The organism is Desulfovibrio sp. MES5 (assembly GCF_002237645.1).
Taxonomy (GTDB): Bacteria; Desulfobacterota; Desulfovibrionia; order Desulfovibrionales; family Desulfovibrionaceae; genus Desulfovibrio.
On record NZ_MJUZ01000032.1, the window covers coordinates 18897 to 35852 of the forward strand.

Annotated in this window: 14 protein-coding genes and 1 pseudogene; 3 read left to right on the forward strand and 12 right to left on the reverse strand. The window is 54.9% G+C overall.

Annotated elements, in window-relative coordinates; genetic code table 11:
* Positions 1–6: 6 nt before the first annotated feature.
* Complete coding sequence (gene rdgC / locus BCS36_RS09135) at positions 7–630, reverse strand: recombination-associated protein RdgC (RefSeq protein WP_291302588.1); 624 nt, start codon at positions 628–630, stop codon at positions 7–9.
* A 594-nt stretch (positions 631–1224) separates the two neighbouring features.
* Between rdgC and BCS36_RS09140 the strand changes: the two genes are divergently transcribed.
* Both BCS36_RS09140 and BCS36_RS09145 read left to right on the forward strand, forming a co-directional pair.
* Positions 1225–1944, forward strand: a complete 720-nt coding sequence (locus BCS36_RS09140) for a pseudouridine synthase (protein ID WP_291302706.1) — start codon at positions 1225–1227, stop codon at positions 1942–1944.
* A 10-nt stretch (positions 1945–1954) separates the two neighbouring features.
* Entirely contained in the window at positions 1955–2374 is a 420-nt protein-coding gene (locus BCS36_RS09145; protein WP_291302589.1) for a DUF4019 domain-containing protein, read from the forward strand.
* Between the two features lie 76 nt (positions 2375–2450).
* On the opposite strand, the gene pgm is transcribed toward BCS36_RS09145, so the two are convergent.
* From pgm to efp, 6 genes and pseudogenes are all read right to left on the reverse strand, one after another.
* The gene (pgm, locus tag BCS36_RS09150; protein ID WP_291302590.1) at positions 2451–4094 is read right to left on the reverse strand and encodes a phosphoglucomutase (alpha-D-glucose-1,6-bisphosphate-dependent); all 1644 of its coding nucleotides are present in this window, start codon (positions 4092–4094) and stop codon (positions 2451–2453) included.
* A 141-nt stretch (positions 4095–4235) separates the two neighbouring features.
* Entirely contained in the window at positions 4236–5666 is a 1431-nt protein-coding gene (locus tag BCS36_RS09155; RefSeq protein WP_291302591.1) for a DegQ family serine endoprotease, read from the reverse strand.
* Positions 5667–5680: 14 nt separating this feature from the next.
* A complete protein-coding gene (locus BCS36_RS09160) occupies positions 5681–7150 on the reverse strand; it encodes a 30S ribosomal protein S1 (RefSeq protein ID WP_291302592.1) in 1470 nt (489 codons plus the stop codon).
* 318 nt (positions 7151–7468) lie between these two features.
* Positions 7469–8146 (reverse strand): outer membrane lipoprotein chaperone LolA, encoded by a 678-nt coding sequence (lolA, locus tag BCS36_RS09165; RefSeq protein ID WP_291302593.1) that lies wholly within the window; start codon positions 8144–8146, stop codon positions 7469–7471.
* A gap of 65 nt (positions 8147–8211) precedes the next feature.
* A pseudogene (locus tag BCS36_RS09170) lies at positions 8212–10824 on the reverse strand (DNA translocase FtsK); the annotation flags it as partial.
* A 9-nt stretch (positions 10825–10833) separates the two neighbouring features.
* Positions 10834–11391: an elongation factor P gene (gene efp / locus BCS36_RS09175; protein WP_291302594.1), complete on the reverse strand. Its 558-nt coding sequence runs from the start codon at positions 11389–11391 to the stop codon at positions 10834–10836.
* 188 nt (positions 11392–11579) lie between these two features.
* On the opposite strand from efp, the gene yihA reads away from it, so the two are divergent.
* Positions 11580–12179: a ribosome biogenesis GTP-binding protein YihA/YsxC gene (gene yihA / locus BCS36_RS09180; RefSeq protein WP_291302595.1), complete on the forward strand. Its 600-nt coding sequence runs from the start codon at positions 11580–11582 to the stop codon at positions 12177–12179.
* Positions 12180–12205: 26 nt separating this feature from the next.
* Here yihA and BCS36_RS09185 read toward each other — a convergent pair whose 3' ends face one another.
* The 5 genes from BCS36_RS09185 to tsaD form a co-directional block, all read right to left on the reverse strand.
* Positions 12206–13654 (reverse strand): cation diffusion facilitator family transporter, encoded by a 1449-nt coding sequence (locus BCS36_RS09185; RefSeq protein WP_291302596.1) that lies wholly within the window; start codon positions 13652–13654, stop codon positions 12206–12208.
* A gap of 48 nt (positions 13655–13702) precedes the next feature.
* The gene (locus BCS36_RS09190; RefSeq protein WP_291302597.1) at positions 13703–14434 is read right to left on the reverse strand and encodes an outer membrane protein assembly factor BamD; all 732 of its coding nucleotides are present in this window, start codon (positions 14432–14434) and stop codon (positions 13703–13705) included.
* A complete protein-coding gene (trxB, locus tag BCS36_RS09195) occupies positions 14427–15353 on the reverse strand; it encodes a thioredoxin-disulfide reductase (RefSeq protein ID WP_291302598.1) in 927 nt (308 codons plus the stop codon). The genes BCS36_RS09190 and trxB overlap by 8 nt, the downstream gene beginning before the upstream one ends.
* Entirely contained in the window at positions 15350–15673 is a 324-nt protein-coding gene (gene trxA / locus BCS36_RS09200) for a thioredoxin (protein ID WP_291302599.1), read from the reverse strand. The genes trxB and trxA overlap by 4 nt, the downstream gene beginning before the upstream one ends.
* Positions 15674–15849: 176 nt before the next feature.
* Positions 15850–16905, reverse strand: a complete 1056-nt coding sequence (gene tsaD, locus BCS36_RS09205; RefSeq protein WP_291302600.1) for a tRNA (adenosine(37)-N6)-threonylcarbamoyltransferase complex transferase subunit TsaD — start codon at positions 16903–16905, stop codon at positions 15850–15852.
* Positions 16906–16956: the final 51 nt, after the last annotated feature.

Consider the following 16956-nt stretch of genomic DNA (forward strand, 5'->3'; position numbering starts at 1 on the left):
GCTCCGCTAAGACAGGGGGGCAAATTGTGTGGCTTCAAGCTGATCAAGACGCGTAAGGCCTTCCTCATCAAGCATAGAATCCGCCAGATTGTAGGGCGTCAACTGTTCAAGCTTCAGTTCAAAGGTTTTGAGGAACTCCTCAATAAAAAGGTCGATCATCTTGCTCTGGGTGGAAGCAAACCAGACCTCATTTCTGTCAATGGACCAAAGCACATTGAACTCACTGGGGATGGGCAAAAAGCGCATCCGCAGCCTGAGCATTACCTGCTCCTTAAGTTCTTTTTTGCGTTCACGCGAAATGAAGGTCTTTCCCTGTTCGTGCATGCGGTTTTTCTCGTCGCGCAGGGCCACGGCCAGATGCTTTTTGACAACGCCCGCAGGAATACGCCGGATATCAAGGCGTAAGGAAAAAACGATATATGCGCCTTTTTGCGGCGGGGCTGTGACCCATTCGGTATCCAGCATGTCTTCATAGCAAACCCAGCCTTGGGCCTGCATTTCAGGAATATCGTCAATATCCCGAAAAGCGAACTGCTTCAGCTTGTCGGGAATCTGTGCCCATAGATCATTGGGGACCGGATCAAGTATGCGAAAGCGGGTAAAGCTGCACGCACTGTTGGCAAAGCCCATGAAAACTCCTTGATTGGAAACATCGCCGAATATTGGTTGGCGCTGGTTTGTGTTGTACGTCAGAGCCGCCTTGTGAGCAAGTCTGCCATATGTGGCTAAAAGCATCGACCTTCATCTGATTGGAGGGGCGTATTTTAGTCTGTGTATCTCAGGACTCAAATTGGGGCCGCTCGGGGGAAAACCCACTCTCGCGCCTGCTTGCGGCAATGTCTCATAATGATAATTATGTAAACTTTTGTATAAAAAAGCTCCATCGGATGCGATCAGTCCTTGACCTCTCCCCCTCTCCCTTGCACCATGCCTTACAGCATTTACTGCAAGGAGAAGACTGTGGCATCTCACAACCGTTCGCAACAGCCGGATAAAAAACGTCCAGCATCACGCCCAGCATCCGGGGCCCGCAAAGATTTTTCGCGTGCTGCGCGCGCTGATATAAAAAAAGGTAGCGCGTCTGAGCCATCCCCAATGGGCGGCAAAACCCCTTCACAATCCAGGCATGTTGACCATGACCGCGCCACTGGCGGAAAAAACACTGGCAACCCACTGCCCGCGCTCGAACCTGTTTCTGGTTCTGATTCCGGCTTAGAAAGCTCTATGCGTTTAAACAAAGCCATCGCTGCCTCGGGGCTGTGTTCACGTCGAAAAGCTGATGAATTTATTCTTGCTGGCCGTGTTGTTGTTAATGGCGTGCCCGAGGTCAACCCTGGCCGTCAGGTGCAGCCGCATGATGCCGTCGCTGTTGATGGCCGGCTGCTTAACGGCGCGCAAACTTTTTGTTACCTCATGCTCTACAAGCCTGTGCAGGTTGTTTGTACCGTCAGTGACCCCGAGGGACGCCCTACTGTTATGGACTATCTGCCGGAGGACGTGCGCAAGCTTCGCCTATACCCTGTCGGGCGTCTTGATTATTTTTCGGAAGGCTTGCTGCTGCTGACCAATGATGGCCAGCTTGCCCAACGGCTCACGCACCCCCGACACCACCAACCTAAAATCTATGAAGTTCTTGTGCGGGGTGCTGTGCCTGGTGCGGCATTGACTGCCATGCGACGCGGCATGGTGCTGGCTGAGGGGGAAAAGCTCATGCCTGTGGAAGTTGATGCACGTTCTTCTGAAAATGGAACCCTGATGCGCATGGTTCTGCATCAAGGGATCAATCGCCAGATTCGCCGCATGTGCCGTGATTTTGGACTGACCATTCTGCGTCTGAAGCGCGTTGCGCAGGGGCCACTGGAACTGGGGAGGCTTGCACCGGGGATGGCACGCCATCTGACCACAGCGGAGGTTGCTGCTTTGAAAAAAAGTGTTGATATATAAGGAGGCTGAAATGCGGAAGTTTGTTTTGTGCTCTTTGATTGCTTTTGCCATATGCGTCAGCACTTCAACCGCTTTCGGCGCAAGCGCGCCAGACAAGGCAATGGAGGCGGCGAGCGTCTGGCTTGCCCTGGCCGACAAAGGCGATGTTCAGGCGACGTGGAATCAGGCCGCCGAAGCATTTAAGACTGGCATAGAATTGAAGGAATGGGAAAAAAAACTGCCCAAAGCCCGGCAACCTTTCGGTGATGTCATAACCAGAAAGGCATCGTCTTCAGAAACAACCACGACTCTGCCTGGCGTTCCTGATGGGGAATATGCGATTTTTCGTTTTCAAACTGCCTTTGCCCACAAAAAAAACGCAGTGGAAACTTTGCTGATGCAAAAGGAAAAAGACGGCGGCTGGCGCACCATAGGCTACTTTATCAAGTAGCGCTTTATTAAAAAAATTCCGGCTCCTTACGGAGCCGGACAGGAAATATTTCGGCAAAGATTACCGGTTCTTCGGTTCAGGATTTGAGCAGTCGATCCAGAAAATCAATGGCATCCTTCTGCATGTCGCACAAATGTTCTTCACCCTTAAAGCTTTCAGTGTAAACCTTGCAAATAGGCTCGGTTCCCGATGGGCGCACCGCAAACCAGCCATCAGCGCTGGAAACCTTTACGCCGCCTATGGCCGCATCGTTTCCTGGCGCCCTGGTGATGACCTCTGTAACCGGCGAACCGCCAAGCTCTTTCATATCTACACTTTCCGGCGTCAGCGCCTTCAGTTTGGCGCGCACATGATCATCCGCCGGGGCATCCAGCCGTTGGTATATGGGGCTGCCCAAGCGCGCGGTGAGTTTTTCATACAGCTCGCTAGGGGACGCCTGCTCAACTGCCATCATCTCGGCAGCCAGCAGACACATGAGGGGGCCGTCCTTGTCGGTGCTCCAGGGGCTGCCGTCAAAGCACAGGAAAGATGCCCCTGCGCTTTCTTCACATCCCAGGCCGCAACGGCCGTTCAGAAGATATGGCACAAACCATTTGAAGCCCACGGGCACTTCCACCACCGGGAGCTTCATGTCCTGCCCCACCCTGTCCAGCAGGGCGCTGGTGACAAGGGTTTTGCCAATGCCTGCATCAGCCGGCCAGGCAGTACGCGTGCGGAACAGATACCAGGCGGCTACTGACAAAAAGTGGTTGGGGTTCATGAGTTCCTGACGGGTGACGATGCCATGTCGATCTGAATCCGGATCGCAGGCCACGGCCAGGTCGAAGCGATCGCGCATGTTCAAAAGACCGCTCATGGCATAGGGTGAAGAACAGTCCATGCGGATTTTTCCGTCTTTGTCAAAAGGCACAAAGCGGAATGTAGGGTCTACTGCTTTATTGACTACAGTAATTTCAATGCCATAAGTTTCAGCTATGGGTTCCCACATTTGCAGGCTTGCCCCGCCCAGCGGATCCACGCCAAGGCGCAGCCCGGATGCCGCAATAGCCTTCATGTCCAGGACTTTGCTCAGATTTCCAACATAGGCGCCGATGAAGTCGTATTCTTTTACCAACGGCGAACTGAGCGCTGCACGAAGATGGGTCAGTTGTATGCCACGATTGCCTTTTTCAAGGTACTCATTGGCGTTTTTTTCTATCAGATCAGTAACGTGCGTTTCTGCCGGGCCGCCATGTGGCGGATTATATTTGAAGCCGCCGTCGCGCGGAGGGTTATGTGAAGGAGTGATGACTATGCCGTCAGCAAGGCCCGTAGTGCGCCCGGCATTCCAGCTCAGGATGGCGTGCGAAATGGCCGGGGTCGCTGTGTACATTCCGGCGGGAGCGATGCGGATCTGCACGTCATTGGCCACCAGCACCTCAAGGGCCGAACGAAAGGCTGCCTCCGACAGAGCATGGGTATCGCCACCCAAAAAGAGCGGCCCGTCGATGCCATTGGCCTTGCGGTAGTCACACACGGCTTGGGTGATGGCATAGATATGTTCTTCATTAAAGGTCTGCAGCAGCGAAGAGCCGCGATGCCCGGATGTGCCAAACGACACCCGCTGTGCCGGAACGGCGGGATTGGGAAATTCAGTAAAATAGGCGCTGACTAGAACAGGAATATTTTCAAGATCTTCCGGCGTAGGGAATTCTCCGGCCCTGGCATGAACTACAGGCATGACGTACCTCCGCTTGTTTTAACAAATTAGCATAGTGGATTAGGGCTTGTCACGCGAAGGACAGGCGGAAACACGGGCGTAAAAAGGGGTCGCCCCGTTGTGAGGCGACCCCAAAATCAAGGGGTGGCGTAAGGGCCGTCCCTATTTTCCGAGAGGCACAGTGCGGAAGGCAACATCACCACGCCGCGAAATTTGCAGCATGATGGCTCCGCGCTTGACGCCCTCTTCGTTCACAATTTTTGACAGCGCTGCAGACGTGTTCACGGGCTTCAGATTCGCCTTGAGAATTATGTCTCCGGGGCGCAGGTCAGCCTCAGCGGCAGGCTTGTTGGCAGCCACATCAACGATGAGCAGGCCTTCGTTCTTGTCAATCTTCATATCGCGGCGTTCGGCGTCACTCAGGGGGCGCACCGAAATGCCGAGCAACCCTTCGCTTTGCTTGGCTTCACCCTTGCTTCCGGTTGCGGCCTGTGAAGTGGACTGGCGTTCGCCCAAGGTGACCGTAAGATCCACGGTCTTGCCGTCGCGCCAAACCTTGATGACAGCCTGGCTGCCGGGAGCTTTTTCGGCAATGGCGCGCAGCAGGGCTGATGCGTCATCAATATCCTTGCCGTCCACGGCCACGATTACGTCGCCGTCCTTCATGCCGCCCTTGGCCGCAGGCTCATTTTCCATAACGCTGCCGATAAGAGCGCCCTTGGCGTCCTTCATACCCAAAGCTTTGGCCGCGTTTTCTTCAACATCCTGAATGGTTACGCCGATCCAGCCGCGGCTGACTTTTTTGCCGCTCTTGATCTGGTCGATGATTTTTGCGGCCATGTTGCTGGGAATGGCAAAGCCAATACCCTGCCCGCTGGCAATAATAGCCGTATTGATGCCTACAACCTGCCCCTGCATGTTCAGCAGCGGGCCGCCACTGTTGCCGGGGTTGATGGAGGCGTCAGTCTGAAGGAAGTTGTCAAAAGGACCAGCGTGTATATTACGGTTTTTGGCAGACAAAATGCCAGCAGTTACCGTGTGATCCAGCCCAAAGGGGTTGCCGATGGCCAGCAGCCATTCGCCGACATTCAGGTCGTCGGAATTGCCAAAAACCAGGAACGGCAGTTCTTTTTTTACATCGACCTTCAGGAGGGCCAGATCTGTTTCTTCATCAGCCCCAATAAGGGTAGCCGTAAAGGACTCGCTTTTACCGTTTTTTTGATCCAGCGTAACACGAATGACATCGGCATCGGCCACCACATGGTTGTTGGTGACTATATAGCCGTCAGCCGACACCAAAAAGCCTGAGCCAAGCGATTTTTGCTTGGATTGGGGCCTTTTGCCATCGCGCCTACCGCCAAACTGATCAAAAAATTTATCAAAACCAGGGGGCATGTTGCGGAACATCTCGCCGAAAAGTTCTTCAGAGCCTCCACCGCTGGCAGCCATTTTTTCAGTATTGATATTGACGACTGCAGGGCCGCTTTTGGCGGCCAGTTCGCTGAAGTCCGGCAGGTTTACTGCCTGGGCAAAATGAGCCGTCACCACAAAGGTAACGGCCAGCAGCCCTGTTAAACATCTTTTTATAAACATGGAAAAACTCCTAGTTACTTGTTTTGCATAGCCTTATGCAAAGCTTGTGCCAGTGTGTTTATCCCGGTGTTTTCAGTAGCTCTGCCAAGATTGGCGTGCTGTTTCCAAGCCTTGTCGTCCACTGTTGCCGTGGCATCGGAGCCTTCAGGAGCAAGGCTGATGCGACGCGCAGTGGTATCGAGATTTTGTACCATTAGGGTGACGCTGTCGCCCTTGTCCAATTTGCTGTACTGACCGGAATTTTTGGCGTTCTTGATGACGCCTGCTGGCAAAAGACCGGTAATGCCGGGTGCGAGCGCGATGAAGAGTCCATGCGGGCTGCGCCCGTCGACCGTTCCCTGCACAAGTGATCCTACGGCAAAGCGCTGGGCTGCGTCCTGCCAGGGGTCACCCTCGGCTTCGCGCAAACTCAGTGAAATACGGCGGGATTCGCTGTTGATGTCTTTGATTTTCACGGCGACACAGTCGCCAACTTGAACTATTTCTTCAGGTTTTGTGATACGTTTGGTCCACGACAATTCAGAAATGTGCGCAAGACCTTCAATCCCAGGCAGAATTTCAACAAACACGCCAAAGGGAGCCAGGCGCACTACCCGCCCCTGCACAATGGACCCGGACTCAAGCTTCTGGTCCACATCCTGCCAGGGGTCGCCTTGGGCCTGTTTGCGTGAAAGGGAGATGCGCACTTGTCCTTTATCATTCTTACTGATGGAAAGAACCTTGGCGCGCACAGTGTCTCCCAGAGAAACTGCTTCGTCAGGAGCGCCCACGCGCGACCAGGAAAGCTCTGAAAGATGGATCATGCCTTCAACAGCCGAATCCAGCTCCATAAAAGCGCCAAAAGGTGCAAATCGGGATATTTTGCCTTCAACGGTGTCGCCAACGTTGAGTTTTTCAAGCAATACTTCAAGTTGCTCCTGCCGTTCGCGGTCAAGGAGGGCCCTGCGGGAAACGACAATATTGCGCCCCCTGTTCTCAACCCTGATGACGAGGAACTGCAGAGTGCGCCCCACAAGGGATTCCGCTTCTTCAGTGGCGGCAAGGCCAATCTGGCTGCCGGGACAGAAAGCGGTTTTACCCATAACTTCAACGGAATAGCCGCCCTTGCAGGTTCCAGCGATGCGGCCTTCAACGGGCAGCGCCGCGTCACGCGCTTCTTCCAGCGCAGCCACTCCGCTGCCGCTCATGGAGCGGGAAAGGCGGATTTCTTGTGATGAAACACCGATCACCCATGCCTCCACGGTGTCTCCGGGGCCCGCGGTTTCCTTGCCTTCTGCGTCAAGGATGTCTTTTCGTTCCATAATGCCGTCAACCTTTATGCCCACGTCAACAAACACGCTGTCGCCCGTAATGGCGATAACGGTGCCTGTCACTTTCTGGCCAGTCTGAAGACGATGTCCAGAAGTTTCATGGGCTGCCAGCATGGCGGCAAAATCCTCAACGCCTTCCTCCTGCATGGAGGCCGCGAACTTTTCCTCGGTCATATTTCCTGCTCCTTAAAGCTGGGCTTATTTGCTCAAGTTAACAATTATACTTCATACGGTTGCAGAAAACAACGATGTTTTGCTTGCTCCGGCACAAAAATACTCAATTATATTATGTTGATAAATTTTTTCTTAGGGGTTGGGTTGGTCGTGGTCAGTTGTGGGCCGTAAGGGGCGCTGCCCGGCCAGGGGCAGAGCAGGTCTCACGCTGCAGTGCTCAGACGATATGCTTTGTGTACCAAAGGCCGCATCGCACGCATGCGACACGGCCTTTGCCCTTGTCATCTGTAACTGGCAGAAATTATTACGAGGAGCGTGCTACTGAAACAGCTCTTTTTCCGGCACGGCATGTTCAATGCGGTCTTCAACTTCAATGCCTTTTGGGGGCGTGAAAGAAAATTCCGAAGCCTTTATGTTTACATCAGGCGCAAAACTGGTGAAGCGGATCTCATTACCGTTGCCGTAGAAATCCAGTATATTTGCTCTCTTGATATATCCCGTGTCGGGCTCAACCCAGATGATGGCCTCAACCATTTGCGGAGCTGGTTCTTTGGGAAAAAGGCGCAGCTTGGCCAGGCCGTCTTCCTTGCCCTCGGACTTAACGTCAAAGTCCTTGGTCAGGGCGGCCTGCCCCGTAATCACCTGAATAATGCTACGTGAATCTTGCACCAAGGTAAGGGGGTAGCGGTAAGCGACCTCTTCATCCGGCAGGTAGTTCCAGATTTCCTTGCCAGTGACCACGAGCGTTTCTTCGTGGGGTTTGGCAGTCTGCCAGCGGATAAGCAGAGGCTTTTTGAACAGTAGTTTACCCTGCCGTTTTTCTACAGAACCGCTTTCCTTGTGGGTGAGGGTCTGCTCAAAATCGGCTGAAAATGAGCCGGTTTTTTCGTAGCGGGCCTGAATGGCTGCGGCCATATCAGCAGCAAATACCGGCGCAGCCGGAACTAGGGAAAAACTCAGGGCCAGGGCGACCACCAGTGCGCATATCTTACGCATACAACCTCCACAGCCCACCAGGGCTTTGACCACATGGCAAGAAACTGTAATAAGAATTTTTACCGTCATTTTACAACCGCGCGGGGCTTGCTGCCGTCCGCCGGGCCAATGATGCCGTCGTGTTCCAACTGCTCCACCAGACGCGCCGCCCGGTTGAAGCCGATTTTGAAGCGGCGCTGCACAAGGGATATGGACGCCCGGCCCTGCTCGCTTACAAAAATCTGTACTTCGCCATACAACGGGTCCTGGGCTGCGTCGCCACCACCGCCGTTTGCGCCCCCCATGGCGGCATCAAGCCCCCATTGAGCGAAATCCACCTTATAGGACGGGCTTAAGTGGCGCTTCCAGTGATTCACGACGTCTTGCACTTCTTCATCACTCAAGAAGGGGCCGTGCAGACGTTGCAGCCGTCCACCGCTGGGCTTGAACAGCATGTCCCCACGGCCAAGAAGATGTTCGGCCCCCACCTGATCAAGGATGGTGCGCGAGTCATGCTTGGAGGTCACCTGAAAGGATATGCGGCAGGGAAAGTTTGCCTTGATCAGGCCCGTGACGACGTCCACGCTTGGCCGTTGCGTCGCCAGAATCAGGTGGATGCCAGCGGCGCGAGCCAGTTGCGCCAGACGTACGATGCTGGTTTCCACCTCGCGGGCGGCCGTCATCATGAGGTCAGCGAGTTCGTCAATGACAATGACCAGATAGGGCAAAGGCTCCAGGTCTGAAAAATCAGGGGGCAAGTCGTCCTTGTAGGCGGAAAGCTTTTGATTAAAGCCCGCGACGTTGCGTACGCCAAGACGCGCCATGGCCGCATAGCGGCGGTCCATTTCATGAACGGCCCAATCCAGGGCGTTCTTGGCCTCGTTCATTTCAGTAACAACAGGATGCACCAAGTGGGGCGCATCCGCATAAACAGCCATTTCAATGCGCTTGGGATCGATAAGCAGAAGTTGCATGTCCTGCGGCTGGGTACGGTAGAGCAGACTGACGAGGATGCCGTTAAGGCATACGCTTTTTCCCGCGCCTGTGGCTCCGGCCACAAGCAGGTGAGGCATGCGGGTCAGATCGGCCATAAATGGCTTGCCGGCAATGTCCTTGCCAAGAATCATGGTCAGGGGACCGCAGCCTGTGCGGAAGGCCTCGCAGGAGGCAAGCTCGCGAAAGTTTACGGTTTCGCGTTGTTCATTGGGGATTTCAATGCCAACGGTATCAGAACCGGGAATGGGCGCCTGAATGCGAATGGCCACCGCCTTGAGGGCCAGCGCAAGGTCATCGGTCAGGTTGGCGATGCGGCTTACGCGGATGCCGGGAGCCGGGCGAACTTCAAACATGGTAACCACCGGCCCGGGGGTTATGCGCACAAGTTCGCTTTGAATGTCAAAATCAGTGAGGCAGGCCATGAGCGTCTGCCCTCTTGCCTGAAGATCTTCACGGCTGAGCCCGCCCGCCTGGGGCGATGGAGGAGCCAGCAGGTCAAGACCGGGAAGCGGGATGGCGGCTTTTTTACGAAATGGCGCAGTAATTTTGTCCACAAGCCCGGTCTTTGCGGAAGAGTCCTGGGCGCGAGACGCTGCAGCCCTTTCTTTGGCCGCTGACGGTGCGGATGCAGGTCCAGCCTCGCTGGACGTGTCGTCTATAGTGCTGCCGTAATCATCAGCAGTGGGGCCATAGTGAGACGACTGGGCCGCCGAAGGAGCCTTGCCGGAGCGGCTTGCTCCCTTTACCAGCGGCTGACCATTGAGGTCCTGCGCGATTGCAAATGGATCGTCTTCATGATCTTCACTTGCGGCCACAAGCGGAGCCGCCGGTTCGGGGGTGTTCCCCGCTACCTTGTCTGAAGCGGAAGTTTTTTCGCTATTGACGTCATAGACATCCGGCAGCGAGTCCGCAGTTGGGTGAATATCGCCCAATTTGTCGCGCCACCGGGCCAAAAACGACCAGTCGGGCCAGGAAAATTTGAATTTTGATGCGGCAGCCGTTTTTTCTTCCTGCACAGGAGTCAGGGTGTGCTGCACTATTTCAGGCTGCACCTGTTGGCGGGCGGACTGCACAGATCCCGACTTGCCAGCCTTGCTTACATTCTTGCCAGCGGCTTCAGGCTGGGAAGCCCCGTCGGCGGCGGCCAATCGGGCTTCCAGGCGTTCGCGCAAGGCGTGAAGCAACCGCCCGCCCAAACTGAACCAGGAGATGTTCCAGGCCAGTTGCAGCCCGGCGAGAAAAATAAAAATCCAGACAATGGCTGAGCCGCCAGGGCTGAGGTAGAGGCTGGCATTGCGGTGCAGAGCGCTGCCAACCATGCCGCCGCCCCACACGTCGCCGAAGGAAAAATCCCAGGCAGCGCCAGTGACAAGCAGGCAGATCGTCAGCAGAAAGAAGCCGCACCAGCGCCACCAGTGCATGCCATAGGCAGGAGAAACGTAGGCCGCTCCCAGTGCGCCAAAAACCAATGGGCACAGGAAGGCGGCCACGCCAAATACATCGTTAAGAAAACCCGCAGTGTACGCGCCAAAAAGGCCCGCCTTGTTGTGCACTTCAACTGTTCCACTGACCACATGGTTAAGGCTGGGGTCATTGGCGTCAAAGCTGAGCAGGCTGAGCAAAAGCAGCAGCGCCCAGAAGAGCAGAAAAAGGCCAAGAAGTTCGCGGCTAAATTTATGGGCGTCCGTGGGGCTACCCTCCCGAACCGGTCATTATTCCCGGCCCAGGTATTCCTTGGAGCGGGTGTCCACTTTAACGCGGTCACCTTCGTTAACAAAAATGGGAACCTGAACAACAAGGCCAGTTTCGAGCTTGGCGGGCTTGGTGACATTGCTGACAGTGTCGCCCTTGGCGCCCGGCTCGGTTTCCACAACAGTCAGCACCATGCTTACCGGAATGTCAATGTCCAACGGGCTGCCCTTGTACAGCAGCACGCGGCATTCCTGACCGTCCTTCAAAAAACCCTCTTTGCCGTCAGTCGTTGCGAGGGACATTTGCAGCTGCTCGTATGTGGTCATATCCATAAAAATAAGCTCGTCATCCTGGCGATACAGGAACTGCATGTCACGGGTTTCAAGATCGGGCTTGCCGACCTTTTCACCGGAGCGGAAGGTGATGTCCTGCATGCGGCCGGTGAGGATGTTACGCAGCTTGGTGCGTACCATAGCGCCGCCCTTGCCGGGCTTGAAGTGCTGAAAGTCCACAATTTCGTAAGGGATGCCTTCTACTTCAATTTTAAGACCCTTGCGAAAATCCGTGGTTGAATACATAGTTACCTCCTACTTGTCGCCGCTTATCGGCATAAACTGGCATTAAGGCCGGTCATTTGCCAACTGGGGCAAGAGCGGCTACCTTGTACGGAAGTGCTTTGAAGGAAATCACGTTTCCGAACTGTAAATTTTTGCCGAAAATTGAGCACTTGTCAATACTCAACTCTCAAGCATCACATGAGGTTTTTATGGCTGTCAGCCTTACGCTGGAAAGCACGGCTTATACACTGGATCAGCTCACCACCCGGCCTGAAGCGCAGATAGCCCTTGCTGGCCGTTCCAATGTCGGCAAATCTTCTCTTATCAATGCGTTGGCTGGCAGAAAAAAACTGGCCAAGGTCAGCTCCACGCCCGGTAAAACCCGCTCTGTCAATTTTTACCTGGTGGAACCATTGAGTTTTTATCTTGTGGACCTGCCCGGCTACGGATATGCCCGAGCCAGCCATAGTGAACGCGAAAAGTGGGCCAAACTGTTGGAACGGTACCTCGTCGAGTGCGCCAGTCTCAAAGCGCTTGCCCTGTTGCTTGACTGCCGCCTGACACCCCAGCAGCTTGACCTGAATCTTGCCTCGTTTGCGCAGAGAAACCGCCTTTCCCTGGTGCCCATACTGACGAAAGCCGACAAATGCAATCAGCGTGAACGCTCGGCGCGGCAAAAGGAATGGCAGGATATACTGGGCATCTGCCCCGTGCTGACCTCATCCAGCAGCCGACTGGGCATTGACGCCTTATGGCGCGCGCTGGCGCAGGCCGCCGGAGTTGAAGCGCCAATCATCAAGGCTCCATAGTATCCTGGCGAAAAAAACGTGACGGTCTACTCCGCCGCTTTTACGCCCGGCTCCATGTGGATAATGATACGCCCCAGTTGCGGAATACCCAGCCGTAGTTGTTTTTCCAGGCGCATACAAACCGTATGCGCCTCTTCAACATTCAATGCTGGCGCTATATCACAATGAAAGCAGATGCAGACGCCCTGTTCCGGCAATTCGTAGACTGAAAATTTGTGAGGTTTTGTGACCAGCGGCTCCTTGGCAATGGCGATTTCAATTTCACGCCAGGCCATTTCCGCATATGACAACGATACAGAGGCTCCATAGGCCAGGGCGCAGGCTGCTCCTTCCGGCTCAAGGTGGCTCACCACCTCCATTTGCGGAATTGCGGCATGCAAGGCTTTTTCAAAATTCTTGACCCTTTCGTAGGCCTGAACAAAAGGCAAGTCGCCGGGAAGCTCCACGTGCAGGTCTATATGGCAGACCTCAGCCGCGCGAAGAATATGCACGTTATGCACGGCAAGGCCATGGTTCCAGGCTGTATACTGCACCTGCGCAAAAGGATCGCAGTGCCTGTCGGCATCGCCGCTGTGCGGTTCCACATGGACGGTCACGTCCGCACCTTCCAGCACAAGCGCCACGGCCTGCTCCGCTTCATGAGCCAGGCGGTGGCCTTCACTGACCTTTATGCCCGGCTCCACGCCGACAGTCAGGTCCACAAAGCTGGTGGGGCCGCTGGTGCGCAGGCGCACATCACGGACATCAGTGATGCCCTTTACCCTGGTTACAGCCGCAATGACGGCCTGCTGTTCGCGTGTGGAGCCGGTATCCATCAGCGTGTCGACAGCCTGCATGGCCATGCGAACACTGGCGCGAAAGATTATCGCTGCCACCAGCAGTGCGGCCACAGTGTCAGCCTGAACCAGAATTTGGTGCAGAGGGTCTGGCAGGCTGAGAACTGAAGCCACCCATACTGCGAGAACCCCTGCCAACACCACTGCCGAAGACAGGATATCAGTGGAAAAATGCAGGGCGTCCGCTTCAAGCGCCTGGCTTTTATATTTTTTGGCCACCTGACGCAGTATGCGTACCCTGTTCACATCAATGATTATGGAAAGAGCCATGACGCCAACGCCCCATAAAGATGGCGTCACAGGGCTTTCACCAGTCATCAGACGTTGCACGCCCTCGTACACAACCCAGAAGCAGGTCAGAAACAAAAGCAGCGTTTCGGCCAGGGCTGAAAGATTTTCAATTTTGCCATGGCCGTAGGGGTGACGCGCATCGGCCGGCTTGGAGGCTATGCGTACCGCCGCCAGAGTCATGGCCGCTGCCAGAAGATCCAGACCACTGTGCAATGCTTCGGACAAAATGCCGAGGCTGTTGGTGTGCAAACCGACAATGAGCTTGATGGACGTCAGGGCAAAGGCGGCCCACAGCGATGCAAGCGCTGCACGATTTTTTTCAGTACTGGCTTCCGAGGGCACGGCCATGATGACTCCACTGGTAAAAAAAAGCCCCCGAAGGGGCTTTAATTTTTGTTACAACCACTTAAACCATTCTCGCCAAGAGCCTTGACGCTTTTGCCGCGTTTCTACAGCCTGTTCTTCTTTATAGTTGTGGTAGGCTGCCAGGCTTTTTTCTTTGGCGTGTTCTGACACTTCTGGCACGTCCTGGAAATTCTTTATGATGAATTCATAACGGTGCCAGGCAGGGCCATATTTCTTCATGTGCCAGAAGACGTCGGCGATGTAGAGTTCATGCTCAGCCATAAGCTTGCGGCAGGTAAGCATGTGCTCTTCGGCGCCCTTGGCGTACGGAGAATCAGGATACATCTGGTGCAGCCTGTTGAAGTAATCGTAGGCTTCCTGAAGCTCGGTGGTCGCTCTGTCAACGGAGCGGAACTGCTTCATCAGGGACATGCCCGTCTGATACAGCACGTAAGGTATGGCCTCATGCCTTGGGTGCAGGGATTCAAAGTCCTTGTAGCTTTCAGTGGCCAGTTCGTATTCCTCATCGAGGAAGTAGGCGTCGCCCAATGACAGCTCTGCATCAATGGTATAAGGGCTGAATGGATACGTATCGCGCAGTTTATTGTACAGCTCCACGGCACGCACATAGTTTTTTTCACTCATGGCGTCGTTGGCGGCCTCAAAGATTTCTTGCGCGGTGTCTTCGGCTGGCGGAAGATAGATCATATCAATGATGCCGCAACCGGAAACCATGAGCATACTCATGGCAAGCAAAATGGAGCGTAGCAGTTTTTTATGCATGGAGCTGTTCCAGGAAGACAAATGCCGCTTGTGCGGCGGTTGCGCCATCGCCGGCGGCAGTGATGACCTGGCGGCAAAGCTTGGAGCGAATGTCGCCAGCGGCAAAAATGCCGGGGATATTGGTGCGCATTTCCGTATCAGTCACAATAAAACCCTGTTCGTCAAGCTCAATGCCTTGTGGCAAAAAGTTTGTCACAGGAGCAAAGCCTACATAAATAAAAAGCCCATCGACTGCCAACAATTTTTCTTGGCCAGTCTGGAGGTTTTTAACGGTAAGACCAGTCAGGTGGTCTTCGCCGTGCAACTGGGTAATGATGGAACTGCGTAAAAGGTCTATCTTGTCGGGCATGCTTTCAAGCCTGTCCTGATAAACCTTGAGTCCGCGGAAACTGTCACGCCTGTGAATGAGATGAAGCTTGCTTACTACTTTGGAAAGATACAGGCTTTCTTCCATTGCCGCGTTACCGCCGCCAACCACAGCTACTGTCTGGTTGCGAAAGAAGTTGCCGTCACAAAGGGCGCAGTACGAAACCCCACGCCCGCGCAGCCTGTCTTCACCTTCAAGGCCAAGTTGGCGGTGTTTGGCGCCAGAGCACACAAGCACCGTTTTGCACAAATAGTCTTCTTCAGCAGTATGCACGGTAAACTGACCCGCCGAACCGGAAATGGATTCAACCACTATGGCGGGTCGGTCTACCGTCAAACCTTCAAGATGCGCAGTAAAAAGGTCGGCAAGCTCGTAGCCCTTGATGCCTTTGGGAAAGCCCGGATAGTTCTCCAGCGCCTCAGTCTGCAGCAGTTGCCCACCGGAGGTCAGCTGCTCAGGCAAAAGGACGCTGCAACCGGACCGCGCCAGATACATGGCTGCGGTAACGCCGGCAGGACCGCCGCCGATCACAACGGCATCATAGGATTTCATGCCAGAGCCTTATTGTCGAGCAGGTCTTTCATGGCGGCCTTGGTTACAGCGCCAGTGATCTGTTCGATGGTTTCGCCATTCTTAAAAAGCACCAGCGTGGGGATAGCCCGGATGCCGAACTTCGTGGGGGTAGCGGGATTTTCATCCACGTTCATCTTAACGATGCGCACCTTGCCCGCATACTCGGTGGAAAGCTCATCAATAATGGGGCCAACAGCACGGCAGGGGCCGCACCAGGGAGCCCAGAAGTCAAGCAGAACCGGCAGATCGGACTCGAGGACAACACTCTCAAAGGTGGCATCAGTGACCTGTTCAGCCATTACTATACTCCTTAGGTTGCTATGTGTCGCCCTGCATGCCTGTAAGGCAGCGTGCAGAAGCGGAAAACTAGGGTCCGGGGTGAAAAAACCCAAGACCTTTGTATTGACTAAGAGTAGTTTCCAACGACCTGACTGTCAAGACAATCTCATGTTTCTGACTGGTTGTTGGCGGACTTTCAGCAGCGCAGCATATCATCCGGGACAGTACGCCCGCGCGGGATGGTTTCCATCTGTAAGGTATGAAAATACCCTTCTTTTCCAATCAGCCATCCGGCGTAGGCGATCATGGCCGCGTTGTCAGTACAAAGGTGGGGACTCGGAAAAATAGCCCTGCCTCCCCTGCTTTCCATTAGATCCGCAATACGCTGGCGTAACAGCGAGTTGCAGGCCACCCCGCCCGCCAGAACCAGCGTGCTCAGTTGCGGGTTGTTGTCCAGAGCTCTTTTGGTTTTCACGCAGAGCGTATCCACAACCGCCGCATTAAAGGCGGCGCAGCAGTCTTTCAGCGCCTGGGGGGCATCGGCCACCGAGCATAGGGGAAGCGGCCAGGCGGCAGGTTGCAGCTTCTGCTGGATGTAGCTGCTGGCTGCCGTTTTCAGGCCGCTGAAACTGAAGTCCAGATTGTCGTTATCAAGGTAGGGGCGCGGAAAGATCACAGCGTCTGGATTGCCTTCACGCGCCAGCGCGTCCATGAGCCGCCCTCCAGGGTAAGCCAAGCCAAGTACTTTGCCCACTTTGTCAAAAGCCTCGCCAGCGGCGTCGTCCAGCGTGCGCCCAAGAGTGACGCATTTCCAGGGGGCTTCCATGCGATAAAGATGGGTATGACCGCCGGAAACAAGCAGCCCCAGGGCAGGAAAAGCCAAAGGGTGCTCCAGTCCGACCGCAAGCAGGTGGGCATGAAGGTGATTGACGCCAAGCAGGCGCACCCCAAGGCCCAGAGCGAGCCCTTTGGCAAAGGCTACCCCCACCAGCAGGCTGCCCAGCAGCCCAGGCCCCCGTGCCACAGCCACCAGATCAATCTCTGAGGGCTTTTTGCCACTCCGGCGCATCAATGCGTCAAACAAAGAGCCAACGTAGCGGTAGTGTTCACGCGAGGCCAATTCTGGCACCACGCCGCCAAACAGGGCATGCATGTCCGCCTGGGTGGCCAAAACGGAATCCACCAGCCGCCCATCTTCTACCAGAGCTAATGCAGTTTCATCACAGGAGCTTTCAACTCCAAGGCAAAGCATTATATGATCTCGCTTTTACAATAAAAGCCGGAGCCGCGGCAGGCGCGGCTC